Annotated in this window: 24 protein-coding genes; 12 read left to right on the forward strand and 12 right to left on the reverse strand. The window is 70.2% G+C overall.

Features of this window, described 5'->3' with window-relative positions:
* Nucleotides 1-3: 3 nt before the first annotated feature.
* Nucleotides 4-369 carry a response regulator gene (locus F0U63_RS41405; protein ID WP_395839322.1) on the forward strand — a complete coding sequence of 122 codons (366 nt, stop codon included), beginning with the start codon at nucleotides 4-6 and terminating at the stop codon, nucleotides 367-369.
* Here the strand turns inward: F0U63_RS41405 and F0U63_RS41410 are convergent.
* Together F0U63_RS41410 and F0U63_RS41415 are read right to left on the reverse strand one after the other, a co-directional pair.
* Nucleotides 366-1235, reverse strand: coding sequence for a cobalamin-binding protein (locus F0U63_RS41410; RefSeq protein WP_395839324.1), 870 nt, complete (start codon nucleotides 1233-1235; stop codon nucleotides 366-368). The two genes, F0U63_RS41405 and F0U63_RS41410, sit on opposite strands and share 4 nt — an antisense overlap.
* Nucleotides 1236-1266: 31 nt before the next feature.
* Nucleotides 1267-2535, reverse strand: a complete 1269-nt coding sequence (locus F0U63_RS41415; protein ID WP_395839326.1) for an ammonium transporter — start codon at nucleotides 2533-2535, stop codon at nucleotides 1267-1269.
* Nucleotides 2536-2795: 260 nt separating this feature from the next.
* On the opposite strand from F0U63_RS41415, the gene F0U63_RS41420 reads away from it, so the two are divergent.
* The 4 genes from F0U63_RS41420 (at nucleotide 2796) to F0U63_RS41435 (ending at nucleotide 8929) form a co-directional block, all read left to right on the forward strand.
* On the forward strand, nucleotides 2796-4409 hold the full coding sequence (locus F0U63_RS41420; protein WP_395839329.1) for a serine/threonine protein kinase: 1614 nt from the start codon (nucleotides 2796-2798) through the stop codon (nucleotides 4407-4409).
* Between the two features lie 2 nt (nucleotides 4410-4411).
* Nucleotides 4412-6952, forward strand: a complete 2541-nt coding sequence (locus F0U63_RS41425; protein WP_395839331.1) for a TonB-dependent receptor domain-containing protein — start codon at nucleotides 4412-4414, stop codon at nucleotides 6950-6952.
* On the forward strand, nucleotides 6949-8187 hold the full coding sequence (locus tag F0U63_RS41430) for a hypothetical protein (RefSeq protein ID WP_395839334.1): 1239 nt from the start codon (nucleotides 6949-6951) through the stop codon (nucleotides 8185-8187). The genes F0U63_RS41425 and F0U63_RS41430 overlap by 4 nt, the downstream gene beginning before the upstream one ends.
* Nucleotides 8188-8308: 121 nt before the next feature.
* Nucleotides 8309-8929 (forward strand): response regulator, encoded by a 621-nt coding sequence (locus tag F0U63_RS41435; RefSeq protein WP_395839336.1) that lies wholly within the window; start codon nucleotides 8309-8311, stop codon nucleotides 8927-8929.
* Nucleotides 8930-8953: 24 nt separating this feature from the next.
* Here the strand turns inward: F0U63_RS41435 and F0U63_RS41440 are convergent, their stop codons facing one another.
* The 5 genes from F0U63_RS41440 to F0U63_RS41460 all read right to left on the reverse strand — a co-directional run bounded on the left by F0U63_RS41440 (nucleotide 8954) and on the right by F0U63_RS41460 (nucleotide 14236).
* The gene (locus F0U63_RS41440; RefSeq protein WP_395839338.1) at nucleotides 8954-9574 is read right to left on the reverse strand and encodes a sulfite oxidase heme-binding subunit YedZ; all 621 of its coding nucleotides are present in this window, start codon (nucleotides 9572-9574) and stop codon (nucleotides 8954-8956) included.
* 5 nt (nucleotides 9575-9579) lie between these two features.
* Nucleotides 9580-10584, reverse strand: coding sequence for a protein-methionine-sulfoxide reductase catalytic subunit MsrP (msrP, locus tag F0U63_RS41445; RefSeq protein ID WP_395839341.1), 1005 nt, complete (start codon nucleotides 10582-10584; stop codon nucleotides 9580-9582).
* A gap of 34 nt (nucleotides 10585-10618) precedes the next feature.
* Nucleotides 10619-11368 carry a fatty acid desaturase gene (locus F0U63_RS41450; RefSeq protein WP_395848508.1) on the reverse strand — a complete coding sequence of 250 codons (750 nt, stop codon included), beginning with the start codon at nucleotides 11366-11368 and terminating at the stop codon, nucleotides 10619-10621.
* 180 nt (nucleotides 11369-11548) lie between these two features.
* Nucleotides 11549-12796: an imm11 family protein gene (locus F0U63_RS41455; RefSeq protein ID WP_395839344.1), complete on the reverse strand. Its 1248-nt coding sequence runs from the start codon at nucleotides 12794-12796 to the stop codon at nucleotides 11549-11551.
* Nucleotides 12797-12805: 9 nt separating this feature from the next.
* Entirely contained in the window at nucleotides 12806-14236 is a 1431-nt protein-coding gene (locus F0U63_RS41460) for an AHH domain-containing protein (protein WP_395839346.1), read from the reverse strand.
* Between the two features lie 179 nt (nucleotides 14237-14415).
* Between F0U63_RS41460 and F0U63_RS41465 the strand changes: the two genes are divergently transcribed.
* Entirely contained in the window at nucleotides 14416-14898 is a 483-nt protein-coding gene (locus tag F0U63_RS41465) for a DUF6714 family protein (protein WP_395839349.1), read from the forward strand.
* Nucleotides 14899-14939: 41 nt separating this feature from the next.
* Here F0U63_RS41465 and F0U63_RS41470 read toward each other — a convergent pair whose 3' ends face one another.
* From F0U63_RS41470 to F0U63_RS41485, 4 genes are all read right to left on the reverse strand, one after another.
* Nucleotides 14940-16658 carry a hypothetical protein gene (locus F0U63_RS41470; protein ID WP_395839351.1) on the reverse strand — a complete coding sequence of 573 codons (1719 nt, stop codon included), beginning with the start codon at nucleotides 16656-16658 and terminating at the stop codon, nucleotides 14940-14942.
* A gap of 65 nt (nucleotides 16659-16723) precedes the next feature.
* Nucleotides 16724-17119 (reverse strand): VOC family protein, encoded by a 396-nt coding sequence (locus F0U63_RS41475; RefSeq protein WP_395839353.1) that lies wholly within the window; start codon nucleotides 17117-17119, stop codon nucleotides 16724-16726.
* A gap of 31 nt (nucleotides 17120-17150) precedes the next feature.
* Nucleotides 17151-17789: a type II CAAX prenyl endopeptidase Rce1 family protein gene (locus tag F0U63_RS41480; RefSeq protein ID WP_395839355.1), complete on the reverse strand. Its 639-nt coding sequence runs from the start codon at nucleotides 17787-17789 to the stop codon at nucleotides 17151-17153.
* On the reverse strand, nucleotides 17786-19036 hold the full coding sequence (locus tag F0U63_RS41485) for an NAD(P)/FAD-dependent oxidoreductase (protein WP_395839357.1): 1251 nt from the start codon (nucleotides 19034-19036) through the stop codon (nucleotides 17786-17788). The genes F0U63_RS41480 and F0U63_RS41485 overlap by 4 nt, the downstream gene beginning before the upstream one ends.
* A gap of 198 nt (nucleotides 19037-19234) precedes the next feature.
* Here F0U63_RS41485 and F0U63_RS41490 point away from each other — a divergent pair, with 198 nt between their 5' ends.
* From F0U63_RS41490 to trpA, 6 genes are read left to right on the forward strand one after another with little or no spacing between them, the layout of a single operon-like run.
* Nucleotides 19235-19384: a hypothetical protein gene (locus F0U63_RS41490; RefSeq protein WP_395839360.1), complete on the forward strand. Its 150-nt coding sequence runs from the start codon at nucleotides 19235-19237 to the stop codon at nucleotides 19382-19384.
* A gap of 6 nt (nucleotides 19385-19390) precedes the next feature.
* The gene (gene trpD / locus F0U63_RS41495) at nucleotides 19391-20407 is read left to right on the forward strand and encodes an anthranilate phosphoribosyltransferase (protein ID WP_395839362.1); all 1017 of its coding nucleotides are present in this window, start codon (nucleotides 19391-19393) and stop codon (nucleotides 20405-20407) included.
* Nucleotides 20404-21204: an indole-3-glycerol phosphate synthase TrpC gene (locus tag F0U63_RS41500; protein ID WP_395839364.1), complete on the forward strand. Its 801-nt coding sequence runs from the start codon at nucleotides 20404-20406 to the stop codon at nucleotides 21202-21204. Before trpD ends, F0U63_RS41500 begins: the two co-directional genes overlap by 4 nt.
* Complete coding sequence (locus tag F0U63_RS41505) at nucleotides 21201-21836, forward strand: phosphoribosylanthranilate isomerase (RefSeq protein ID WP_395839367.1); 636 nt, start codon at nucleotides 21201-21203, stop codon at nucleotides 21834-21836. Before F0U63_RS41500 ends, F0U63_RS41505 begins: the two co-directional genes overlap by 4 nt.
* A gap of 11 nt (nucleotides 21837-21847) precedes the next feature.
* Entirely contained in the window at nucleotides 21848-23056 is a 1209-nt protein-coding gene (gene trpB / locus F0U63_RS41510) for a tryptophan synthase subunit beta (RefSeq protein ID WP_002622919.1), read from the forward strand.
* Entirely contained in the window at nucleotides 23053-23844 is a 792-nt protein-coding gene (trpA, locus tag F0U63_RS41515; protein WP_395839369.1) for a tryptophan synthase subunit alpha, read from the forward strand. Before trpB ends, trpA begins: the two co-directional genes overlap by 4 nt.
* Nucleotides 23845-23850: 6 nt before the next feature.
* Here trpA and F0U63_RS41520 read toward each other — a convergent pair whose 3' ends face one another.
* On the reverse strand, nucleotides 23851-26337 hold the full coding sequence (locus F0U63_RS41520) for an RND family transporter (RefSeq protein WP_395839371.1): 2487 nt from the start codon (nucleotides 26335-26337) through the stop codon (nucleotides 23851-23853).
* Nucleotides 26338-26420 lie beyond the last annotated feature (83 nt).

The following is a 26420-nucleotide window of genomic DNA, read 5'->3' on the forward strand; positions in this document are numbered from 1 at the left end:
AAAGTGAAGATTCTCCTGGTAGAGGACAACGAGGACATCCGCGAGGGATTGACCGACCTGCTGGAGAGCGAGGGCTACTCCGTCGTCGGCACCGCTTCGGCGGAAGACGGCTTGGAGCGTCTTCGCTCCGAGGTCTTCCACCTCGTCATCACCGACTACATGCTGCCCGGCGAGAACGGCGGGTGGATGCTGGAACAGGCCGAGCGCGAGCAACGGCTGCGTGACACGCCCGCGGTGATGATCACCGCCCACCCGCGCGTCAAACCGCCCCCGGGCGTGCTCCTGGTGCACAAGCCCCTGGACATCGACGACTTCCTGCGGCTGGTGGACCACTGCGTGCGCCCGCCTCCGCGTGCCGTCGGCGCCTAACGCGGCACCCGGCGCAGCTCGCCCGGGCTGGGGGCCGGAAGCGGCTCGCCCCGGGCGATCGCCTCCACGATGCGCGCCAGCTCGCCCACCCCCTCCGTCAGGGCCGCCGGCCCCGGCTGGAGGATGATCGGGCTCTTCACCTCGTAGAGCTGGTCCTCCACCACCGCCGTCACGCGCTCCCAGCCGGGCCGCGAGACGATCTTGTCGCGCTTCGCCTTGCGGCCACACCAGCTCGCGATGACGCCCTCGGGGTCTCTCCGGGCCACCTCGGCGGGCTCGAAGATGCGGCCCTTGGCGTCCTGGCGCTGGCGCGACTCGCGGCACACGTCCTCTCCGCCCACCAGCTCCACCAGCTCCGAGCACCAGCGGATGCCGGAGATGAGCGGCTCGTGCCACTCCTCGAAGAAGACGCGGGGCCGGCGCGGCAGCCGCTCGGCGGCCTCGGCGTGGCGCGCGAGGTTGGCCTCGAGCTCCTCCGCCAGCCGCTCGGCCCGCTCGGCCAGTCCCACGAGCGCGCCCACCACCCGCACCGTCTGGAGGATCTCCGCCAGGGAGCGCTGGTTGAAGAGCACCACCGGCACCCCGCGCTTGCACAGCTCGCGGCCGATGTCCGCCTGGAGGTCCGAGAAGCCCAGCACCAGGTCCGGCTTCAACTCGAGGATGCGCTCGAAGTTGGCGTCCAGGAAGGAGCTGACGCGCGGCTTCTTGCGCGCCTCGGGGGGGCGCACGGTGAAGCCGGAGACGCCCACCACCCGGTCTCCCGCGCCGATGCGGTAGAGCGTCTCCACGGTCTCCTCCGTCATGCACACGATGCGCTCGGGGTAGCGCGGCGCGGAGGAGAGCAGGGCCTTGAGGCGATCCGTCATGGGGGCCGAGTCTAGCCCGGCCCCCCAAGGCTCACGAGGTGTATGCGGCCTCGCCGTGCTGGGTGGAGTCCAGGCCCATGCGCTCCTCCTCCTCGGTGACGCGCAGGCCCACCAGCTTGTCCACGAGCTTGAGCAGCACGAGCGTCACCACGGCCGTGTAGGCGCCCACCGCCAGCACCGCCAGCGCCTGCTTGCCGAGCAGCGCGGGGTTGCCCTGGAGGAGCCCGTCGGCGCCCGCGGGGTTGAGCGAGGCCTGGGAGAACACGCCCACCAGCAGCGCGCCGAGCAGACCGCCCACGCCGTGCACGCCCCACGCATCCAGCGAGTCGTCGTAGTGCAGCTTCTCCTTGACGAGCACCGCGCCGTAGCACACCACGCCCGCGATGATGCCGATGGCGAGCGAGCCGCCCGGCGACACGAAGCCCGCCGCCGGGGTGATGGCCACGAGCCCCGCGACGAGGCCCGACACGAAGCCCAGGAGCGTGGGGCGCTTGCGGAAGAACCACTCGGCCGCCGTCCACGAGAGCGCCGCCGCGCCCGCCGCCACGTGCGTGGTGACGAACGCCAGCGCCGCCAGCGGCCCCGCCGACAGCGAGCTGCCCGCGTTGAAGCCGAACCAGCCGAACCACAACAGCCCCGCGCCCATGACCGTCATCGGCAGGTCATGCGGGATGAAGCGCTCGCGCCCGTAGCCCAGGCGCTTGCCCACGTAGATGGCGCAGATGAGCGCGCTCAGGCCCGCCGTCCAGTGCACCACCGTGCCGCCCGCGAAGTCGAGCACGCCCAGCTTGAAGAGCCAGCCGCCCTCGGCCCACGTCCAGTGCGCCACCGGATCGTACACGAGCGTGGTCCACAACAGCGTGAAGAGCACGTAGGCGCTGAAGCGCATGCGCTCCACGAACGCGCCGGAGATGAGCGCCGGGGTGATGATGGCGAACTTGAGCTGGAAGGCCATGAAGACCAGGTGCGGAATGCTGCCCTTGGGCTCGAGCGACACGTTGTTGAGCAGCAGGTAGTCGAAGCCGCCGATGAAGCCCCCGTGCGACTTGCCGAAGGCCAGCGAGTAGCCGAACAGCACCCACTGCACCGTCACCAGCGCCAGCGCGAAGAACGAGTACATGAACGTGGCCAGCACGTTCTTGCGCCGCACCATGCCGCCGTAGAAGAGCGCCAGCCCGGGCGTCATGAGCAGCACCAGCGCCGAGGCCACCAGCATCCACGCCGTGTCTCCCGAGTTGGCCACGGGCTCGGCCGCCTGGGCATGCGCCAGCCCGGACGCCAGCACACCTACCACCGGCACGAGCGGCCGGATTCCTCTCACTCCTGAAGCATTCGCCATGGAGGGACAGCGTGCCGTGACGCAGCGCGCAAGTCCATTCTCCCGTGCATGAATCCCCCAAGCGCGGCTGATGACGCGCCGCAACAAGCAAGGGGGTGGAGCCGATAATCTCCCGAAGCGTCGGGTTTTCGAGTGCTTCGCTTCTAGTGCTAGCATCCGGTACAACACACGTTTTCTGTTTTACACCCGCCCCGTACCCCCACCGGCGGAGGGCATCGCGCATGATCCACAGTGGCACCCAGGCGCAGAGCGCACCGTCCGACCCCGGAGACCCCCTGCTCGGGCGGGTGCTCAACGACAAGTTCCGCATCCTGGAAGTGCTCGGCTCGGGCGGCATGGGCCGGGTGTACAAGGCCATGCAGTCCCCGCTCGAGCGCCTGGTCGCGCTCAAGGTGCTCAACCCCCAGTACAGCGAGGCCAAGGATCCCGGCTTCCAGAAGCGCTTCTTCATGGAGGCGGCCGTCACCTCCAAGCTGCGCCACCCCAACACCGTCACCATCTTCGACTACGGCAAGACGGACGACGGGGTGCTGTACATCGCCATGGAGTACCTGGAGGGACAGACGCTCGCGCACCTGTCCGCCCAGGTGGGCGCGCTGCCGTGGATGCGCGTGCTCAACATCGCCCAGCAGGTGGCGCGCTCGCTGCGCGAGGCCCACCGCGTCGGCCTCATCCACCGCGATCTCAAGCCCGCCAACATCATGGTCCTCAACCAGGAGGACGATCATGACGTGGTGAAGGTGCTCGACTTCGGCCTGGTGAAGTCCTTCCTGCCCGAGCGCGAGCGTCCGCCCAACGCGGAGATCACCCAGGCGGGCGTCATCCTCGGCTCGCCGCTGTACATGGCGCCCGAGCAGGCGCGCAACGTGTCGGATCCGCGCAGCGACGTGTACTCGCTGGGCGTGGTGATGTTCCAACTGCTCGTCGGGCGGCCCCCCTTCCACGCCCCGCAGAGCATCGACGTCATCTTCAAGCACCTCAACGAGGCCCCGCCCGCCTTCTCCTCCGTCTGGCCCATGCACGACGTGCCGCCGGAGGTGGAGGCGCTGGTGATGCGCTGCCTCAACAAGCGCCCCGACGATCGCTTCCAGTCCATGGACGAGGTGCTCGAGGGCATCCGCCGCGCCGCCGCGGCCGCGGGCTTCAGCGGCGCCTTCTCCTCCTCCTCGCCCTCCCTGCTCACCGGCAACGGCATGAGCGCCGTGCCCAACCCGGGCAGTGGGCCCTTCAGCGGACCGCGCACCGGGCCCCTGCCCGTGCCGAGCACCTCGGGCGCCAACACCCTGTCGCTGGGCGTCTCCGCGCCCACGGCCGCGGCGGGCCCCCGGCGCACCCTTCCCCTGGCCCTCTTCGCCATCTCCCTGCTGCTGGGCCTGGGCGTGGTGGCGGCGATGAGTCTGCGCTCGCCCGAGCCGAGCCAGGCCCCCGCCGCCGTGGCCCGCGCCCCCGAGCCCACGCCCGCCGCCGTCGTCCCGCAACAGGCCGTGGAAGAGGACGAGCTCGCCCCGCTCGTGCCCACGAGCGACACCCCCGCCCGCGCTTCCATCCAGTTGCAGCTAGGCAGCGTGCCGGAGGGCGCGACGGTGACCTACGAGGGAGAGGTGATGGGACGCACGCCGCTGGAGCTGTCCGTGCCGTCCGATGCCCAGGGCCACGTGAGCGCCCAAGTCACGTTCTCGCTCGAGGGCTACCAGCGCGCCACCGCCGTCATCGGGGGTGAAGGGCCGGTGGTCCGTTTCAACCAGAAGCTGCAGAAGCAACAGCAGAAGAAGAGGAGCGGCTCCCGTTCGTCGGCGGGCAAGGACTCCTCCGGGTACAAGGACGACCCCTACTGAAAATGGTGAAGAACCCGACCGCCCTGAAGCGAGCCGGCACGCTGGCGCTGTTGTTGTGCGCGGGCACGGCCTTCGGCGACTCCCGCCTGGAGGCCCGCCGCCACTTCCGCAACGGAATGAACCTCATCGCCCAGGGCAAGTACGACCCGGGCATCGCCGAGTTGCTGGAAGCCTACGCCATCAAGCCGCACGCCAACGTCCTCTACAACATCGCCCGCGCCTACCAGGACGCGGGCCGGGTGCCCGAGGCCGTGGAGTACTACCGGCGCTATCTCGACGCCGCGCCCCCGGACGCCGCCCGCGTGCGCACCACGCTCGCCAAGCTCGAGCAGACGCTCCAGGAGAACCCCGAGGCCAGCGCCCAGGCCGGCACGGCGGTCCCCCCCACGGGGAAGCCCGGGCTGCCTCCCATGCCCATCGCTCCCGGCCCCGAGGCGGCCCGGTCCCTCGCCGCGCTGGTGGAGCGCCTGGAGAAGGCCATCGCCCGCGCCGAGGCCCTGCCTGAGTCCTCCGGGGCCGCCCCTTCCGCGCGGCCCGCCTCGGAGACGCCCTCCGCGGGTGACACGGCCATCGCCTCCTCCGAGGACGAGGGCGCGGTGCCCTACGAGGAGCGCGTGGTGACGGCCAGCCGCCGCGCCCAGTCCTCGCTCGAGGCGCCCAACGCCACCACCGTCATCACCGCCGACGACATCCGCCTGTCGGGCGCCACCACCGTGCAGGATCTGCTGCGCCGCGTGCCGGGGGCCGAGGTGATGACGATGGGGGCGGGCAGCGCCAACGTGTCGCTGCGCGGCTTCAACCAGCGCCTGGCCAACAAGGTGCTCGTGCTGGTGGACGGACGCACCGAGTACCAGGACTTCCTCGGCATGACGCTCTGGTCCTCGCTCCCGGTGGAGCTGGACGACATCGAGCGCATCGAGGTCATCCGCGGCCCGGGCAGCGCGCTGTACGGCGCCAACGCCATGCTCGGCGTGGTCAACATCATCACCCGCGCGCCGGGCACCGGTCCCCGCGCGCGCTTCCAGGGCTACACCGGCACCGGCAACATGGCCGGCGGCCACTTCGTCACCCATGGCAACGCGGGCGAGCTGCACTACCGCGCCTCGGCGGGCTACTCGCAGGCGGACAAGTGGAGCCGGGACTTCGCCGAGGATCGTCCCGACATGGTCATCCAGGACCCTGAGAAGGACCTGGGCGTGCGCAGCGCGCGTGCCACCCTGGCCACCGTCTACCAGTTCAACCCGGGCACCGGGCTGGGCCTGTCCGGCGGCGTCAACCGCCTGTACACGGAGGCCTACCCGCCGGGCGCCCTGCGCAACTTCTACGTGGACGGGGTGACGGGCTTCGTCAAGGCGGACGCGAACCTGGGCCCGCTGAAGGTGAAGGCCTTCTGGAACACGCTGTCGGCCGACGCGGGGCCGCAGTACCAGGCCCACGGCCAGCGCCCGCTCGCCACGCGCATCGACTCCAACATCTTCAACGCCGAGCTGCTCTACAGCCACAACTTCTCGCTGCTGGGCGAGCACCAGGTGAACGTGGGCGTGGAGGGACGGCTCAAGCGCGTGGCGTGGGACTACCTCGTGACGCTGCGCGAGGAGCTGCACGCCGCCGCCTTCATCCAGGACGAGTGGCGGATCGCCCAGCCCTTCCGGGTGGTGGCCTCCTACCGCGCGGACCGGCACCCGCTGCTGGACAACGGCAACCCGGGCCTGGCGCACTCGCCCCGCGTGTCCGCGCTCTACATGCTGCGCGAGGGCCATGCGCTGCGCGCCAGCTTCGCCTCCGCCTTCCGCGAGCCCACCTTCCTGGAGAGCTACGCCTCGCTCGCCTTCCCGGTGCCCGGAGTCAACGGCGCCAACCTGCTCACCCAGGGCAGCCGCACGCTCAAGCCCGAGCGGCTGCAGGCCTTCGAGCTGGGCTACCGCGGCGAGGCGCCCCAGCTCGGCATCGACTGGGACGTGGCCCTCTACCAGAACACCGTGTACGACCTCATCCAGCTGTCCGCCGTGCAGTCGGCGACGGCGACCGACTCGTGGGATCCAGCCACGGGATCCTACCTCTTGGGCCGCTCGTACTTCCAGAACGAGGCGGCCGTCTACACCGCGCGGGGCGCCGAGGCCGGCGTGACGCTCGCGCCGGTGGACGGCCTGGGCATCAAGGTCACCGCCGCCTTCCAGAACCTGTCGGCCGAGGGCGAGGACGGCCTGTGCGGCCCCTGCACCCAGGCGCCCGTGGTGAAGCTCTACGGCGGCGTCACCTACCGCACGCGGCAGAACCTGGAGCTGGGCCTGGACGTGGCCTGGTCGTCCTCCACCCAGTGGGTGGAGCGCGAGCCCGCGGCGGATGAGCCCACCCGCCTCGACGCCATCGCCAACACCCTGCCCGCCTACGCCGTCATCAGCGCCCGCGTGGGCTACACGCCGGTGAAGGACAAGGTGTCGGTGGCCCTCGTGGGCACCAACCTGGGACCCCCCCATTCCGAGCACCCCTTCGGCAACCGCATCCAGCGCCGCGTGCTCGCCCTCCTGACGGTGACTCCATGAGCGCCCTTCGCCCGACCCTCCGCTTTGGGCTCGTCCTCGCGGGCCTGCTGTCCCTCCACTGCGATCCCCCGCCCGTGGAGGCCACCGCGGATCACCGCCAGCGCCAGAACCTGTCGCGCATCGAGGGCCAGGTGGTGGTGCAGGGCCGCGTGCGCGGCAACGCCATCGTCCTGCTCTATGACGCCGCCCGGCCGCCGCCGCCCCAGGGCACGGGCCGCCCGCTGAGCTTCACCGTCATCCCCCAGGAGCGGCTCTTCGGACCGGCGGACGACACCTCCGCGGGCCCCTTCACCGCGCCCTACACCTTCAGCCTCGTGGCCCCGGGGCGCTACCTCGTGCGCGGCTTCATCGACGCGGACACGTGCCGCACCCTCCCCCAGCCCTGCCACACCCCGGACTTCATCCCCTGGTACACCGTCACCGGCGAGCCCAACGCCGGGGACATGGGCGGCGCCGCGGTGGACCCCGTCACGCGCGCTCCCCGCCTACTGGAGCTCGCCGAGAACGCGGACGGCACCCTCCCCGCCCTCACCGGCGTCAACGTGCTCTTCGGCGAGACGAGCACCGTGCCCGTGGATCGCCCCGCCTTCTGGGTGGACAGTCCCCCGCGCTTCGAGCGCACCACGAGCATCAAGCTGCTGGAGCTCAAGCCGCTGCAAATCCACCAGGGCGCGGTGGACCAGCGGCCCACCGGCATGCTCGTGCGCTTCGTGGACGACAACACGGATGGCGTGCCCGACGACGCCAACGGTGACAGCGTGCCCGACCTCTGGCCCCGCGTCGTGGTGCGCAAGCTCGCCGAGGGCGAGTCGCTCACCGACGCGCAGCGGCTCGCCGACGAGAACGACCTGGACCGCAACGGCGTCCTCGACGCCGAGGGCGCGGAGTACCCGCGGATGGAGGGCCCGGGCGATGGTCAGCCGGACCTGGTGGTGCTCGCCGCGGGACTGGACACCACGGTGCTCAACTCCATGCGCAAGCCCGATGGCACCTGGAACATGGGGCTCGTGTTCGTGGACTCCCTGCGCGTCGTCGTCCAGGCCCGGGCGTTCGACGCACGCAACCCCCAGCAGCCCCAGCCCCTGCGCGCCGTGCCCTCCGGCCGCTACGCCCTCACCCTCATCCACTTCACCGGCCAGACGTGGCGCGTGCCCAACGAGCTGTCCCCCTCCGTGGCCGCCGCGGACGGCCTGCCCGAGGTGAAGAATCAATCCTTCGTTCTCGAAGTTCCCTGAGAACCCGGAATCCTCGCCCCTCCCACCTCACAGGACTTTGACTTCGGGGGGTCCGTGGGCGAACATGAACCACCCGGTCTGGTGGTGTGTGTGGGGGGGGGACATTGCACGGAGATGCTCAATGAAGTCGGCCACCGTTGTTCCTGAAGTGCTGGCGACGTCCACGTCACGTTCCACGTCGATCTCTTCCGAGCCGGCGCGCGCCACGGGTGCGCCCGGGCCGGCGATAACCCGTCCCGGCCTGCTGCCCGAGACGCCGCGGCCCTTTGGCACGCTCAACGCCGAGACGGCGCGCGCCTTCGCCGTGGCGGCTCACGAGACCCGCCCCTTCGCCCGTCCCGAGCCGGGAGTGAAGCCCCAGCGCGTGCTGCTGGTGGACGACAGCCGCTCCATCCGCACGCTGCTCAAGATCTACCTGATGGCGCGCGCCTTCGAGTACATCGAGGCGGAGTCGGCCGAGGCGGCGCTGGCGGAGCTGGAGAAGCAGCCGGTGGACCTCATCCTCACCGACTTCCACATGGACGGGATGAACGGGGCGGACTTCGCCGCCGCGGTGCGCGCGCACAAGGACGCGAAGGTGACGCGCATCCCCATCCTGATGATGACGGGCGACGCGAACGCGGCCGAGGTGCGCAACAAGGGCCAGCGGGCGGGCATCAACGCCTTCGTGCGCAAGCCGGTGAGCTGCGCCCAGCTCATGACGCTGGTGGACACCATCCTCCCGGCGCCGAAGAAGGAGTAGCCGGGGTTCAGTCGCCGGAGTTGCTCAGGTGGCCGACAGAGCCGCGCGAGCCCTGCGCTTGCGGACGGCCTCGGCCAGGCGGAGGGCGAAGAGCAGCGCGAGCACCCCGCCATAGACGAGCGGCTCGGTCACGTCCTGCTTCACCCGCCACACGAAGTGCACCACCCCGAGCGACACCGCCACGTAGGCGAGCCGGTGCAGCCGCTGCCAGCGGGGAAAGCCCAGGCGGCGCACCATGCCCTGGGTGCTGGTGACGGCCAGGGGCACGAGCAGCACCAGCGCCAGGAAGCCCACGGTGATGAAGGGGCGCTGGGTGATGTCCTCGAGGAGGGCACCCAGGCGCAGGCCCTGATCCAAGCCCACGTAGATGAGGAAGTGCAGCAGCGCGTAGCCAAAGCCGAGCAGGCCCAGCAGCTTGCGCACGCGCATGGGCCACGTCCACCCGGTGACGAGCTTGAGCGGCGTGCACGCGAGCGAGGCCACCAGGACGATGAGGGCGAGCATCCCCGTCTGGTTGAGCACGCGCTCGATGGGATTGGCGCCCAGGGTGCCGCGCGCGAAGTCGAGCAGCAACAGGGCCAGGGGGGACAGGCCTCCCACGAGGAAGGCCGGCTTGAGCCAGGGCAGCGGGGGCGAGGAGGCCATGGGCGTCAGTAGGACTTCCGCAGATCCATGCCCGTGTAGAGGCTCGCCACCTGCTCGGCGTAGCCATTGAAGGGCAGCGTGGGACGGCGGCGCAGCTCGCCGATGCGGCGCTCGGTGGCCTGGCTCCAGCGGGGGTGGGCCACCTCGGGATTCACGTTCGCGTAGAAGCCGTACTCGCGCCCATTGGCCAGGTTCCACGTGGTGGGCGGCTCCTTCTCCGTGAGCGAGATGCGGACGATGGATTTGATGCCCTTGAAGCCATACTTCCACGGCACCACGAGCCGCAACGGCGCGCCGTTCTGGTTGGGCAGCACCTTGCCGTACATGCCCACCGCCAGCATCGTGAGCGGGTGCAGGGCCTCGTCCAGACGCAGCCCCTCGACGTAGGGCCAGTCGAGCGTGTCCGCGCGCTGGCCGGGCATCTGCGCGGGATCCTTCAAGGTGGTGAAGGCCACGTACTTCGCCTTGCTCGTGGGCTCCACGCGCCGCAACAGCCCCGCCAGCGGAAAGCCCAGCCAGGGAATCACCATGGACCAGGCCTCCACGCAGCGCATCCGGTAGACGCGATCCTCCAGGGGGAACCAGGACTGCATCGTGTCCAGGTCCACCCGCTGCGGCTTGGCCACCTCGCCGTCGACGACGACCGTCCACGGGCGCGGCTTGAGCGTGTGCGCGTTCTCGGCCGGGTCGCCCTTGTCGAGGCCGAACTCGTAGAAGTTGTTGTAGGTGGTGGCGTCCTCGTAGGACGTGGGCGTCTCGTCGGTGTCGTAGGGACCGCGGGGCCGCTTCGCCTTGGGCACCTCGCCGGCGACGGTGGGAGTCGAGCCCTCGAGTCCGCCCCCGCCTCCTCCGCCCCCGGAAGGCCGGCGGCTGAGCAGTTGGAGACCCGTGCCCACGGCGGCGGCCGTGCCCGCGAAGAGCGCGGCGCCCTTGATGAGCTCGCGACGGCGCAGATACAGCGACTCGGAGGTGATCTCGGAACCAGGGGGCTCGGGGGGCAGGTGGCGCATGGTGCCTTCCATAACGCCTCAACCCCCCATCCGGTTACAAGCCCACGGCCCGCTCGGGGGGCGCCGCCGCGGCGCGAGCCCGGGCATCCCGCATCCTCCACAACGCCCACCAGGGGGTGGAGGGGGATTCATGGTGCTCCCAGTGGTAGCCGAAGAAGTAGCAGGAGAGCATGGCCCACAGGTGGTTGCGCGGCAGGGAGCGCGCGTGGTGGGGGCGCATCTCCGGGGTGTCCGGGCGCCGGTGGGGCAGGTAGGTGCCGAAGTAGAAGAGCTGCACCGTGCCCATGACGGCGGGCGCCACCCAGAAGGCCCAGATGCGCCACGGCTCCACGCCCACCCACAGCAGCACGTTGAACTTGGCCGCCATGACGAGGAACTGCGGCCACGTCATGTAGCGCACCATGAAGGTGGTGAACCAGGGCCAGAAGGACTGGGTGCGGGTGGAGAAGTCCGGATCGTCCGGGCCGGTGGGGTCGGCGTGGTGGGCGCGGTGGTTGACCACTAGGCGCCGGTAGGACAACCCCGCGAAGAGGAAGCAGGCGAGCGTGCCCACGGTCTCGTTCACCCACCGGCGGCGACTCACGGTGCCGTGCATGGCGTCATGGCCGGTGATGAACAGGCCCGTGCACAGGTAGGCCTGCAGCGCGATGTGCAGCCAGGCGAGCGGCGAGGCGAGCGACAGCCGTGTCCCCACGAGCAACCAGACGAGGTGCCCCAGCCACGCGCCGATGACGGTGAGCGCGATGAGGACACCCCAGGGACCGCGAGGAACGTGGCTGCGCATGAGGCTCATGTCTCATCATGGCCCCGCCCTCCGTGCACGGGAAAGTGCACACGGAGGGTGGGCAGCCAACACGACCAGGCCCAACGAATGCTGGAGAGCCAGGCCACGGGGCAAGCTTCGCTCGCCCTCAAGCCAAGCGGCGCGGCATCACCACAGCCCGGAGCTACCCACCACTCCGTGCTACGCCACGGGCTTCCTTTTGAGACGGCACAGGTGCCCCTCGCCACTCTCCACGAAGCGCCGCGCCAGCTCGGCCTGCCCCTCCGCGCCGTGCTCCAGCACGTACCCCAGTTCCGAGGGCAGCAGCACCTTGACGGTGACGAGCTTCACCTCCCCATACGGTGTGGAGAAGTGACTCGGCAGCGTGCGTGACTCCACGCCCAGCAGCACGGCCACCCGGCCCTCCTCGGTGACGAGCGACTTGGGCAGGCCCTTGCCGGACACCTCCATGGAGAAGAGGCCCGCCTTCACGCTCTCGCGCACCTGCTCGTGCTCGGCGATTTCATCCGCCACACGGTCCAACAGCAGCAGGGGCCAGCCCTTGGAGATGTCCTTCACAGCCGCGTCCACTTCCAGGGCGAGTTCCAGACCGAAGCCCACGGAGGGCTCCAGGCGCTCGATGAAGGGGTCCGAGAGCCCGTGTGTAACGAGCAGCGTACGCCCTTCCTCGCGACGGATGACGCGCCAGAGCTGTCGGTGGCCCGGCCACGAGCCGCTCATGGCGATGGGCATGAAGACCTCTTTGTCCAGCGACCCGAAGGTGCGCCAGGCCGTTTCACGCGCGGTGTCCGCCATCTCCAGCAGCTCGCGGCTCTTCCGGTCCCGCGCTCGCTCCTCCGCACTGGCGGTGCTCTGACCGGTCACCTCTTGGAACTTCGTCCCCGTGGCCCCCATGCGCTCCAGCGCATCCTTAATGGCCTCGGACACAACGATGGCCAACTCCCAGCCCCAAGTGCGGAATACCCCGGCATTGCCCACTTTCGAGGGGTCGATGCGCATTCCGATGACGGACCGGTACTGTCCAAGCTTTTCGGGTTGCCCATCCTCCAGCTTCCAGTAGCGCACTTCGTCGGAAGCCTCGTCGTCGATGCACTTCACGACGCGTGTGATGTTCAGGAGGACATAGGGCTCGGTCTGCCCGTCCACGTCCACCGGAATGAGCTGCACATCGTCAGGAGCCAGCTCGGAGAAGACGGCTGCCACCCTGGCTCGGACCACGGGGATGGGAGCACCGGCCAACAGGGAAAAGTCGAGCGACCGACCGGGGACGTAGATGGGGATCCGAAGCCGCCCTTCGACGTGAGCAGACTCGCCTCGTGCGAGCAGCCAGGTGCGGAGCGCCTGTCCCCGCTGATCCACGGGATCATCCAATTCCCAGCGGCCCGGGAGCTGGAGATCGTCCAACAGCCTGAAATACCGCTTCGCCATGAAGGGCTCCTAGGGTGCTGCCCCTTTGGTGAGCAGCCTGTTGAGCCTGCTGCCCGCAGTGAGAATCTCCTCCGCCAACTTCTGGAGCGCCTGTCTCAACGCTCTCGCACACGCCTGTTTGTCGGGGCAGCTTTCCGTCGCCCTATACAACTCGTCATGAACGATTTGATGGTACTGCTCCGGATGTGGCCCCTTGTGGCCAACAACGGGGCTCTTGTTGGCCGGGTCTTCCATCGACATGCCGGCTTTGTCGAAAATCTTCCTGAACCGCTGCGTCCAGGGACCGCCGCGCAAGGTGGACTTCTCGTTCTCGACGGTGGCGATGTGATGCACGTCCGGCTTCTTCTTCGGCGGGTCCGCGCGAGCCGGAGCGCCCCTCGCGGCCATGCTCAAGACGTTGGCGGGTAGGACGACACTGAAGGTGCCCTCGGCCACGGCGACCTTCACCTTGTCCGCTTCCTGCACGGCCGTGAGCACGTCTCGGATGCCGGCATGGGATTTGAGCGCACCGGCGGCTTTCGCGAAGCCCGGCAGCGTTGGGGCCTTGGACACGAGCGCCGCCGTCTCCCCCACCGCTGCCGTGCCCAGCAGGAGGAGAATCCGCACGCTGTTGGGCCCGATGACCTTGCCGAATCGGTCTCCCGCCTCGCGCAGCTCCGCGAACGTGCTGGCCTCCGCCGCCTCCTCCCAGAGCTGGAACCAGGCCCGCACCAGGTCGAAGAGTTCCCACCCGAGGTAGCCCCACATGAGCAGGGCCAGCGCGGCGGCGACACCTTTAGAAACGGGCTCGGGTGCCGCAACCAAAGCCATGTATCCAATGATGGTGAGGCTCAGCGTCGTCCAGAGCTGCGTCGTGGAGAACATGCCGCGCAGCTGCGCGTCCCGGGCCTCCAGCGCCGCATCCAAGGAAAGCGCCAGGGCGATGTCACGCTTGTCCTCACCGTCCAGGCCCGGACCGTCCTTGAACAACTCCAGGCAGTCGCCCGACGTGCCTCGCCGCTCGCAGAACCCCCCGTAGGACCGCGCCAATGGGGTGCGCCACTCCTCGCCTGTGAGAGGAACGGAGGCCAGCGCCAACTTCCGGTGGAGGTAGAGCGGGACGTGGGAGCCGGCCACCCGCAGCGGCATGTTCAGCACCAGGGTGGTGAGGGCTTCGTTGAGTTCGAAATCGCTCACCTGCACGGCCCCGAATCGGGTGGGCAGGGAGAGACGAACCAGCTCGTCCGAGACCTCGCTCTCCTCCACCTCTTCTGCCTCCGCTTCAGCCGTGGGAGACTGGGCGGCCTCATGGAAATGGGGTGTCGGTGGCCTGTACAGGCCACCCCGAGGAACACCCGTGGCGCATGCTGCATTGAGGAAGAGGACGATGAGCAACCAGCCGCGCAGCAGGAGGCTCAGCCGAGCGCCTGGCTTGTGCGGGCCAACAAGACGGGTGGACACGGCGCACCTCCAGAAGAAACGCGACCAAGAGCCTTCGCTCCAGAACTACACGGAAATACGAGTGCACCCGTCAAGCCACCGAGTTGGCCAAGGTTGGAACGACTCAATGGGTTGGCTGCGGGTTCAACCACCTGGTACCAGCGCTATGCGAACCTCATGGTCTCGATAGGTGAGTCGAGATGACAACAGACAGGCTTGACGCTCTTCGGAGCCAGATCGAATCCGCGTTCAACCATGCGCCCCCTCCGACGGAGGATCGCATTGGCTACAACCCCGATGATTGGGAGAGTGCCGAGTTGTCTCAAGCCTTCAAGGGACGGCACTGGAAGGATTTGTCCCTGGCCGAGTTGCAATACCACAGCACCTCGTTCACGAGTTCGGAAGGGTTCCGCTATTACCTTCCCGCCTACCTGATGGGTGCATTGGCGGACTACGGCAACCTGATGCCACATACCGTGTACGGGCTCACCCTGGAAGAGGGCACATCCCCCCAGGACGAGAAACTTCGTCACTGGCAGCTCGAACGCTTCGATGGCCTCTCATCGGCTCAAAAGCACGCGGTCCGCTGCTTCCTGGAGTACGCCAGGGACGAGGCGTCTCGATACTTCACCCAGGGACAGGCTCCCTCTCTCGCCCTCGCGATGTACTGGGGACGATTCTGAGTCAATTCCAGAATGTCCCCAGTGCAGTCATATGAGCACGACTACCGGCCTACCACGGGCGCATTGCCGAACTCGGCGGTGAGCTTGTCCGCGGTGACGTAGCGCGGCTCGATGTCCACCGGGACGTTCTCCAGCTTGTCCAGCACCCGCTTCACCTCGGGACGCACCACGCCCATCTTCGCCAGCAGGGCCTCGGCGCCGGCGCGATCCCCGTGGGCCTGCAACTCCATGAGCTGCTTCGTCAGCGCGGTGACGGACTCGCGCACCTTGCCCGGCACCACGGAGAAAGTGCCGTCCTTGGCCACCACCACCGCCCCCGTGTCCAGGAAGTGGTTGAGCTGCAACGCAATGCCCTTGCCGTGCGCCTCGTTGATGCCGAAGCGGATGGAGCGGAACGCCGACGCCAGGAACGTCGTGTACATGGTGCGCTCCAGCTCCTTGCCGATGACCCCCTTGTCCACGAGCGACTGCAACGCCCACAGGCCGGAGATGTCCGCCTTGGCCTCCTCGAGGGCGCTTGAGGCCGCCTGCAACGCCTGACGCACCGTGGTCTGCTTGCCCTCCACCGTGATGTTGTGGGGACCCAGGCCGTGCATCAGCTCGTGCATGAGGATGTGGGTGAAGAAGGCGTCGAAGGACACGTCCTTGCGATCCTTCGGCGCGAGCGCCACCTGGGCGATGGGCAGGAGCACGCGCTGGAACTTCGCCTCCTGGATGTTCTTGAGCATCACGCGCTTGGTGCCCTTCTCCGCCGCCACGCGCTCGTCGTTGGGCAGGTTGTAGGCCGCCGTCTGCACGCCCCGGTTGCCGTCCCCCGAGGAGAACAGGCTGTTGACGACCCGGATGGGCGCGAGCGCGCCCAGTTGCGGATTGCGCATCTTCGGATCGATGGGGAGCGTGTTCTCCAGCCCCTGCAACTCGCCGCTGAACTTCGCGAGCTTCTGCGTCTCGGCGTCATCGCGCACGGCGATGAAGGCCTCGAAGGCGGCCTTGTAGTTGAACCACTCGTCCTCGTAGACCTCGTAGGGCCCGATGGTCGGCTCGATGCTCGCGTCCAGCTCCATCCACGCCACTTCGCTCGGGTAGTAGTCGTTGCTCAGGAAGCTGGCGGCGCGCTGGGTGAGGAACGCGCGCAGCGTGGGCTGGGTGGTGAGCTCGGCGGCCTCGAGCAGCAGGCGCGCGGCCTGGGAGAGCTCCCCCTGGTACTCGACGCTGTAGGGCACGGAGATGAAGTTGCCATCTGGGCCCCGGCGCACGGTGGTGAAGAAACCCGTGGCCTGCCGCTGCTGGGCCTCGGGCAGGGACTTCACCCACGTCTCCACCTCCGCCTGGGTGGCGCCGGCCGGGTAGAAGTTGCCCTCGAGCGGCTTGGCGGGCACCCCGGGCACGAAGGGCGCGTTGTGGTCCAGCCGCGACCAGGGACCCTTGTTGAGCAGGAAGGCGTGCAGCCGCTCCTTGCCCAGCGGCGAGGTGTCCTGGAGCAGGGACAGCAGCAGCGTCTCGTTGCCCGCCCAGGCCTGGCGCATGAAGAGCGGATCCATGATGCGGGCGGCCTGGAGGATCTTCGCGAGCGCACGCCGCTCGCTCTCCGGAAGCTTGGAGACATCCACCTGGATGTCGACGGGGGCGAAGCGCGCCGTCATGCGCTTGAGCTCGGCGGCCGTGGGCAGGCGGGCGGGAGCCGAGGTGGGCTCGGCGGCACCGGCGACTCCCGACAGGAGCAGCGCCGTGGTGGCGAGGGTGCGGAGGGTACGTTTCATGGCCGCCCTTTTACCCTCCGCGCGCCAGGGTGCACAGCGAAGCGCCCACCGCCGCGAGGCGAACTTCACGGTGCGGGACGATAGGTCCCGAAGCTCCAGACATGGCCCTCGCAGTCACGCGCCGCGTAATCCCGCGAGCCATAGTCGGTGTCGAAGGGCTCCCTCACGATGACGGCCCCCGCCGCCCGGGCCCGGACACAGTGGGCGTCGAGGTCACGCACGTAGACGTACGGAGCCATGCCGGCGTTGCCGTAGATGTCGTCCTTCTGACTGCCCAGCATGAAGATGCCCGTGCCGAAGCGCAGCTCCGCGTGGGCCACGGTGCCGTCGGGCCCCGGGACCACCAGGTGCTCCTCGAAGCCGAATGCAGCCGCCAGCCACTTGATGGCCGCGGGCGCGTTCTTGTAGCGCAGCATGGGGTAGAAGGTCGGGGCGGCGGCGTTGGGTGTGGGCTGGCTCATGGTGATTCCCTCTCGAGGACTTGGGCTTGCGTCAGATGACCGGTGCCAGGACGATGATGAGCACATCCCAGAGCGCGTGGCTCACCCACGGGGCCAGCAGACCGCGGCGCCACTCGGCGAGCAGCCCCCAGGCGAGCGAGGTGGGAAACGCCGCGAGCGCCAGCAGGGGCTCCCTGAAGAAGAGCAGCAGGAGACTCGACAGGGCGGCGGCCACCACGACGCAGCCCCGGACGCCCACCCTCGGCCGCAGGGCGCCCTGCACCACCCCGCGCCAGAACACCTCCTCGGCGGGGGCGATGAGCAGCACCAGCACCACCGCGGACACCCACCCGCCCCGGCCAAAGCCCGTGTAGACCTCCAGCAGGGGCTCGCAGAGCACCCGCGAGAAGCCTCCGCACAGCGCCCACAACACGCCGCGCGAGCCCACGTACAGCACGCCCGCGAACGTCACGCCCCACAGCACGTCCTCGCCCCGGGGCACCAGCCGCGCCCGCCCCTCCCGGCCGAGCGCCAGCACCGACACGGCCATCCAGAGCGCGCAATAGAGCGCGGCCCACGCGAAGAAGTGGGGAGGGTTCCAGCGCACCAGGGCGGTCCACCCCACCCCGCCCACCGCCGAGGCCACGAGCCAGGCCGGATGCACCCCCCGCGCCGGTTCATTCATCGTCATGGCAGCGGCAGCTCCAAGTCACGCAGCAGGGCCTCGGCCGCGCGCCGTCCCGACGTCATCGCCCCGTCGATGGAGCCATTCTCCCGGTAGTCCCCACAGGCATACAGCCCGGGCGACAGCCGCACCCGCCGAGGGGCTGTCTCCCAGGACTCGGGCGACTGCTCCGGCAGGGCCTGGGGAAGCGCGTACGTGCGCAGGTGCCGCCACCCCTTCACCCCCGCGCCAAACCACTCCGTGAGCTGCTCGTGCACGCGCGCCTCCAGGGACTCGTCCGCGGGTTCCAGCACCGACACCGAGACGAGCGCCTGCCCGGCGGGGGCGTACTCGGGTGCCACCTCGCTCATCACCGCGAGGTTGTTCACCGGCCCCCGCCCATCCCCATTGAGCACCAGATAGGGCCCGCGCACGGGCGGCTCGGGGGCGGCGAAGTACAGGCACGTCACCGTGTTCATCCGCCGCGAGGGCATGCCGGGCAGGAGCTCCGCCGCCGCGGGCGCGTCCGTGGCCACCACCACCGCGTCACAGTCCTCGCGCGCCCCCGACGCCAGCCGCACCCGGTGCCCGAAGACCTCCTCCACCGGCGTGTTCAGCTTCAACGTCCCCTCGGGCAACTTCGCGGCGAGCTGCGCGGAGAGCGCCCCCATGCCCCGCGCGGGCACCGCCGTGGCCCCGGTGGCGAACATCCGGAAGACGAACTCCAGCATCCGGCTCGAAGTGCTCAGCGCCTTCTCCAGGAAGATGCCGCCGAAGAAGGGCTGGAGGAAACCCTCCAGCATCGCGTCGGAGAAGCCCACGTCGCGCAGGTACTCCCGCGACGTCTTCTGCGGACGCTGGAACACCTCCTCCACCGGGCCGGCCTGCGCCTGCTTCCACAAGTCGAGAACGTGCAACTTGTCGGTGAACGAGCCCACGGGGTTGAAGGCATGCAGCGCGGCGTGCAGCGGCCGGCGGAAGGGATCCGCCACCAGGTGCATTCCTCCCGCGCGCCAGACCCGCGCCCCGGGAAAGAAGCGCCGCAGGTCGAGCGCCCGGTAGTCCAACCACCGAGGGGGCTCCGGGTAGGCGGTGAGGAACACCTGGAAGCCTCGGTCCAGCAGGAAGCCGTCCACCGTGTCCGTGCGCACCCTCCCGCCCACCCCGTCGCCCGCCTCCAGCACGCGCACCTTCACCTTCGCCTGGTGAAGCAGCCGCGCACACGTCAACCCCGCCAGCCCCGCCCCCACCACGATGACGTCCGGCTTGCCCACGGCGCACCCTCCGACGAAGACCCTATTTCCCGTCCTACATTGATTCCCTGATTCGTCCCAGTCAGACTCGCCGGAAATCTGGAGACCAGCGGATACGTTCCTCACATCCGAGGCACCCCGCGTCCATCCAGATGACCCGCGGTCCCCAATCACCGGCACCTCTTTCCCAGGTGGCGGCACATCGGAGAATCACCAGCCATGTTGATCGTGATGCGACCAGACGTGACGGCCCAGGACATCGAGCGTGTAAACGACGAGATCCGCCGTCATGGCTGGCGACCGCACGCGAGCTCCGGTGAGACCCGCACGGCGGGCGCTCTGGGCCGTGACGTGACGCGACTGGAGTAACCAGACATGACGCTCAAGGAAGCGCTGAGCCGGGTCGCCAACCGACGCGACCTGACGCGAGAGGAAATGGCCTCGGTGATGGGTCAGATGCTCGCGGGAGAAGCAACGCCCGCCCAGGTGGGCGGCCTGGCGGTCGCGTTGCGCATGAAGGGTGAGACGGAAGACGAGCTGCTCGGGGCGGCCGAGGCCATGCGCGCGTGCGCCACGCGCATCCATCCGCGCTCCGAGGTGGTGCTCGACACCTGCGGCACGGGTGGCGATGGCGCCAACACCTTCAACATCTCCACCGCCGTGGCCCTCGTGGCCGCGGGGGCGGGGGTGACGGTGGCCAAACACGGCAACCGCGCGGTGTCCTCACGCTGTGGCAGCTCGGACGTGCTCGCGGCCCTGGGCGTCCCCATGGACCGCTCGCACGAGCAGGTGACGCATGACATCGACGCGCACGGGGTGGGCTTTCTCTTCGCGCCCTCGCACCACAGCGCCCTGCGCCACGTGGCGCCGAGCCGGCGTGAGCTCGGCCTGCACACCATCTTCAACCTGCTGGGCCCGCTGACAAACCCCGCCGGCGCGCGCTACCAGGTCCTCGGCACCTTCGCCGGGGAGCGGCTGGAGCAGACGGCGCGCGTGCTCGCGCGGCTGGGCAGCAAGCGCGCCTGGGTGGTGCACGGGCGCGACGGGCTGGACGAGCTGTCGCCGTGCACGGCCTCGGACGTGGCGGAGCTGCACGAGGACGGCTCGGTGCGCCTGTTCACCATCCACCCCGAGGACGCGGGGCTCGAGCGCGTGCCGCCTGAGTCCATCGTCGGCGGGGACGTGGAGGACAACGCCCGTCGCTTCCGGGCGCTGCTCGAGGGAGAGCGCTCCGGGGTGCGCACCGCCGTGGTGCTCAACACCGCGGCGGCGCTCGTGGTGGTGGGCAAGGCGGCCAACCTGAAGGAAGGCGCCATGCGGGCGGTGGAGTCGCTCGACTCCGGCGCCGCGGCCTCCAAGCTGGCCGCGCTCGTCAAGGGAGGTGCGGCATGAGCGCGCCCCTCCCTCCCACCGACAAGCTCGAGGCCATCTTCGCGCGCAAGCGCCGGGAGCTCGCCGCGCGCGGGCCCCGGGTGGCCAAGCAGCCCCGTCCCCCCGGGCGGGACTTCGCCGCCGCCCTCACCCGGCACCGTCCGGGCCTGCCCATCAACGTCATCGCCGAGGTGAAGCGCCGCAGCCCCTCGGGCGGTGACTTCCCGCACACGGACCTGGTCTCCGTGGCGCGGGGCTACGAGGCCGCGGGCGCCTGCGCCATCAGCGTGCTCACCGATGACGTGGACTTCGGTGGGAGCCTCGAGGACCTGCTCCAGGTGCGCGCGGCCGTGTCCGTGCCCGTGCTGCGCAAGGACTTCCTCGTGGCGCCCCAGGAGATCGAGGAGAGCGCGGCGCTCGGCGCGGACGCGATACTGCTCATCGCGGACGCGCTGGAGGATGGCCAGCTCGCGGAGATGGTGGCCACGGCCAGGGCGTGCCGGGTGGCGGCGCTCGTCGAGGCCCATACCCAGGAGCACGCCGAGCGGGCGCTCCAGGCGGGGGCGGAGCTGGTGGGCATCAACAACCGCAACCTCGCCACGCTGCGCACGGACATCGCCACCGCCCTGCGGGTCATCCCACTCTTGCGCGGCCGGGCCCAGGCGTTCGTGGCCGAGAGTGGCCTCAAGACGCACGAGGACTTCGTGGCGGCCCGGTCAGCGGGCGCGGACGCGGTGCTCGTGGGCGAGTCCCTCCTGCGCGCGCCACATCCGGGTGAGGCACTGGCGCGGCTGCTCGCGCCTGGGAAGGCGCCATGAGCACGCGGGTGAAGATCTGCGGGCTCACCCGCGTGGAGGACGCGCGCATGGCGTGGGCCGCGGGCGCGGACGCACTGGGGCTCAACTTCTATGCGCGCTCGCCCCGGTACGTGACGCCCGAGGTGGCGGCGGCCCTGGCGCGCACCCGGCCCGCGTTGGGCGCGGTGGTGGGCGTCTTCGTCAACGAGTCCCCCGACGTCATCCGGGCCCGGGTACGCGACTGCGGGCTCACGTCGGTGCAGCTGCACGGAGACGAGCCGCCCGAGGCCTGCTCGGGCTACGGCGTGCCCGTCATCAAGGCCCTGCGCATCCGGGGCCCCGAGGACGTGGAGCGGGCGCGTGCCTACGTGGGCGTGGGTGACGTGGCGACGCTGCTCCTGGACGGAGCGGCGCCGGGCTACGGCGGAGGCGGCGTGGGCTTCGACTGGTCGCTGGTGGCGCGGCTGACGGACGCGGGCGTGCCGGTGCTGGTGGCCGGCGGGCTGAATCCGGGCAACGTGCGCGACGCCGTGCTCGCCACGCGGGCCTACGGAGTGGATGTGGCGAGCGGAGTGGAGACGAGCCCCGGTATCAAGGACGCGGACGCGGTGCGCGCCTTCGTGCGCGCCGTGAAGAGCACCTTTTCGGAGTGAGGAAGACGACCATGGACACGAAAACCGCCCCGGGCCGCTTTGGCCGTTATGGCGGCCGTTACGTGCCGGAGACGTTGGTGCCGGCGCATCAGGAGTTGGAGCTCGCCTACGCCGAGGCCCAGAAGGATCCGTCCTTCGGCGAGCAGGTGGCGCAGGTGCTGCGCGAGTTCGTCGGGCGCGAGACGCCGCTGACGCCCGCGCGCCGGCTCACCGCGCTGTGGGGTGGCGCCGAGGTGTGGCTCAAGCGCGAGGACCTGGCGCACACGGGCGCGCACAAGATCAACAACACCATCGGCCAGGTGCTGCTGGCCAAGCGCATGGGCAAGAAGCGCATCATCGCGGAGACGGGCGCGGGTCAGCACGGAGTCGCCACCGCCACCGCGTGTGCCCTCTTCGGCCTGCCCTGCGAGGTTTACATGGGCGCGCTGGACGTGGAGCGCCAGTCGCTCAACGTCTTCCGCATGAAGGCCCTGGGCGCCACGGTGCACCCGGTGGAGTCGGGCTCGCGCACCCTCAAGGACGCGATGAACGAGGCCATGCGCGTCTGGGTGGCGCAGATTCATGACACCCACTACGTCATCGGCAGCGCGGCCGGGCCCCACCCCTACCCCACCATCGTCCGCGACTTCCAATCCGTCATCGGCAAGGAAGTGCGCACCCAGTCGATCGTGGCCTTCGGCCAACTGCCCGACGCCATCATCGCGTGCATCGGCGGCGGCTCGAACGCCATCGGCATCCTGCACCCCTTCATCGGCGACAAGAACGTGCGGCTCGTCGGCGTGGAGGCCGGTGGCCACGGGCTCGACTCGGGCCAGCATGGCGCGTCACTGACGCTGGGCACCGAGGGCGTGCTGCATGGCTCGCGCTCGCTGGTGCTCCAGGACGAGCACGGGCAGATCATCGAGGCGCACTCCATCTCCGCGGGCCTGGACTACCCGGGCGTGGGGCCGGAGCTGGCGTACCTGGCGAAGACGGGGCGGGTGGAGGTGCGCACCGCCACGGACGACGAGGCGCTCAAGGCCTTCTACGAGGTGTGCCGCAACGAGGGCATCCTCCCCGCGCTCGAGTCCTCGCACGCCTTCGCGCGCGCGGGGGAGCTGGCGCGCGAGCTGGGCAAGGGCAAGTACCTGGTCATCAATTGTTCGGGCCGCGGAGACAAGGACGTGGCCACCATCGCGGCGCGGGGCGTGCCTCCGGCCATCCGTCTGGAGGGAGCATGAGCGGGGCAATCGCGGACGCATTCGCCCGGGCCAAGGCCCGTGGAGAGGGCGCGCTGGTGGCGTACGCCATGGCGGGAGACCCGGACCTTCCCCGCTCGGTGGACGTGTTCGCCGCGTGCGTGGAGGGCGGCGCGGACATCCTGGAGATTGGCGTGGCGTTCAGCGATCCCATCGCCGACGGCCCCGTCATCCAGGGCGCCTCCGAACGGGCGCTCAAGGCCGGCTCCACGCTGCGGCGCGTGCTGGACGAGGTGGTGCCCGCCGTGCGCGAGCGCTGCCCCCAGACGCCGCTCGTGGTGATGACCTACGTCAACGTCATCATGGCCCTGGGCGAGGAGCGCTACGCGAAGCTCGCCCGGGAGCGCGGCGTGTCGGGCACCATCCTGCCGGACCTGCCCCCCGAGGAGAGCATCGACCTCCGCCAGGCGTTCGACCGCGAGGGCGTGGAGCTCATCCCCCTGTGCGCGCCCACCACGTCGCCCAAGCGCGCGGAGAGCATCGCCAAGGACGCGCGGGGCTTCGTCTACTGCGTGTCGGTGGCGGGAGTGACGGGCATGCGCTCGCAGCTCCCGGCGGACCTGTCCGAGCGCCTGGAGCTGGTGCGCCGCGTGTCCCCTGTGCCGGTGGTGGCGGGCTTCGGCATCTCCTCGGCCGAGCAGGCCCGGGTGGTGGGCGCCCACGCGGATGGCGTCGTGGTGGGCAGCGCCATCGTGCGCGCCGCCCAGGCGGATGGGCCCTCCGCGGCCCGTCAGGTGTGCGCCGACATCAAGCGCGGCCTCAAGCGCTGAGCGCGCTCAGGTGGTGGATCCGACGTCTTCCTCCGGCTCCACCCCCTCGGGCAGCGGCAGGGACGAGAGCACGCCCTCGTCCTCCGCCACGGCGGCCGGCACACGGCGCTCCAGCAGCGCGAGCAGCGCGGGGAAGAGCACCGTCGTCCCCAGGAACGAGCAGCCCACGCCCAGCAGCGCCAGCTCTCCGATGGAGTGCAGCCCCGGGTGACGCGCCGTGAGCAACGCGCCGTAGCCCGCCGCGTTGGAGAGCGTGGCCACCACCGCCGCCACGCCCGTGGTGCGCACCACGTGGGACAGCGAGCCCGGCCCCTCCTCGCGGTAGCGGTGGTAGAGGTGCACCGCGTTGTCCACGGCGATGGCCAGCAGGTTGGGCAGCACCACGGCGTTGATGAAGTTGAGCTTGAGTCCGTACAGGTGCATCGCCGCCGGCAGGCACGCGAGCCCCAGGTACAACGGCCCCGCCACCAGCCCCGCCCGGCGCAGGCTGCGCAGGCTCAGGGTGATCATCGCGAACACCGCCAGGCTCGCCGCGAGCAGCAGCCAGGGGCCATCCTTCTCCACCAGATCGAAGATGCGGTAGGCGATGAGGTTCGAGTCGAGCACCTGGACCTCCAGGCCCTTCGCCCGCGCCACCTCGCGCAGCTCCTCCATCTGCGCGCCGAAGCGGTGCAGCGCGTCCGTGTCGGAGAGGGACTCGTTCTTGAAGGCCATCACGAAGCTGCCCTCGCCATCCAGCGCGGTGAAGCGGCGGCGCACCTCCGCGGGCAACGCCTCCACCCCATAAGGCTTCGCCGCGAGCAGCGCCTCCAGCCGCTCGAGCGCGGGACGCACCTTCTCCGATTCACGGGCGATCTCGGGCAGGCCGTCCACGAAGGCGCGCAGGGCGGCGCGCTCGGCCTCCACGTCCGCGCCCGTGCGCGGCAGGAAGTCGCTGAGCGACGCCACCTCCGAGAAGATGCGGTCCTCGCCGTGACGGGCCTCCAGCTCGCGCAGCGCGCTCGCGAGCCGCTCGGCCCGCGCCACGTCCGGCGTGAGGAACACCGTGGGCGCGTGGCGCCGTCCGAGCTGGGCGATGATGTGATCGTCCAGCCGGGTGGCGGCGAACTCCCCGCGCAGCTTGCGCATGTCGGGCTCGAAGCCGATGGACCCCGCCACCGTCGCCGAGTAGGCCACGAGCGCGCACACGCCCACCACCACGGCCACCAGCAGGGAGCGGGGCACGGGCCCTCGAGGCGGACGCGGAGGCCGGGCCGGCAGGGGCTGGGCGGCGCGCAGGGGCCGCAGCCGCTCGGCCAGGGCGATGAGCGAGGGGCCCACCAGGTACGTGGCCAGCACCGTGGACAGCACGCCCGCGGCGGCGATCCACCCGAACTGGGCGAAGGCCTGGAACTCGGCGAGCGTGAGCGCGGCGAAGGCGGCGGCGTTGGTGCTGGCCGACGTCAGCGCGCCCGCCCACGTGCCCTGCACCGCCTCGCGCAGGGCCGCCTCGGCGGGCAGGCCCCGGCGCTCCTCGGCGTAGCGCATCGCCAGGTGCAGGCCGTACTCGATGCCCAGGCCGATGAGGATGGCCACGAGGAAGCCGGTGATGATGTTGAGGTAGCCGATCGTCACCTGCACCATCGCGAACGTGACGAGCAGGCCCACGCCCACGGGCGCGCCCACCACCAGCAGCGCCGTGAGGCGCCGGCACGACACGGCCACGATGAGCGCCGCGATGATGCCCGACAAGAGCGAGGCGCGCGTGAGGTCCTCGCGCATCCGCCGGTCCTCCTCCAGCCGCAACACGTGCGCGCCCGTCGCGTCCGTCTTCACGCCGGGAAAGCCACGCGCCACCTCGGCGCTCGTCTCCCGCACGCGCGACACCAGCCGCTGGGCGAAGACCAGGTCTCCCGCCAGCCCCGCCGGCTTCACGAACAGGTACAGCTCCCGCCCATCCGGAGAGCTCAGGTACTCGCTCACCCCGAGCTTCGGCGCGTGCCGGCGGGCGACCTCCTCGAACGTCAGGGGCGGCGCGTGCTCCGCGCCCAGGTCCACGTAGAGCGGGTTGGCGGCGCGCTTCTGCTGCCGCACCGCCTCCTCCAGATCCTTGCGCAGCGCCTGGAGCTTCGGCGCGGAGAGCAACAGCAGGGCCCGGTCCGAGAAGAATCGCGTGTCATAGCGGTACTCGACGTAGCGCACCTCCTCCAGCGCCTCGAGCCGGGGCGCCAGCGCCTGGGCGAAGCGGCGCAGCTCCTCGGGGGCGGCGCCCTGGGCGCGCAGCACGAGGTACCCATCCCCTCCGGCCTTCCGGGACACGGTCTCCAGGTCGCGCACCTCCACGGTGTTCGCCGGGAGCAGCTCCACGAACGAGCCATGGAAGCCCAGGCGCGCGGCCAGCAGCCCCGCCATCAGCGCCACGGCCAGGACTCCCGCCAATACCCGCCCGGGGTGGCGGTAGGAGAACCGGGTGAAGTGCTCCAGCCCCTTGCCGACATCCACTCGAAAGCGCACGAATCCTCACAGATGATTGATGGGCGCCGCGCCCGGCACACGGCCGCTACCGCGTTGTGTCATGAATGACTCCGCCCCCCAAG

Origin of the sequence: Cystobacter fuscus, assembly GCF_044360685.1 — a bacterium.
In the GTDB taxonomy this organism is placed as follows: domain Bacteria; phylum Myxococcota; class Myxococcia; order Myxococcales; family Myxococcaceae; genus Cystobacter; species Cystobacter fuscus_C.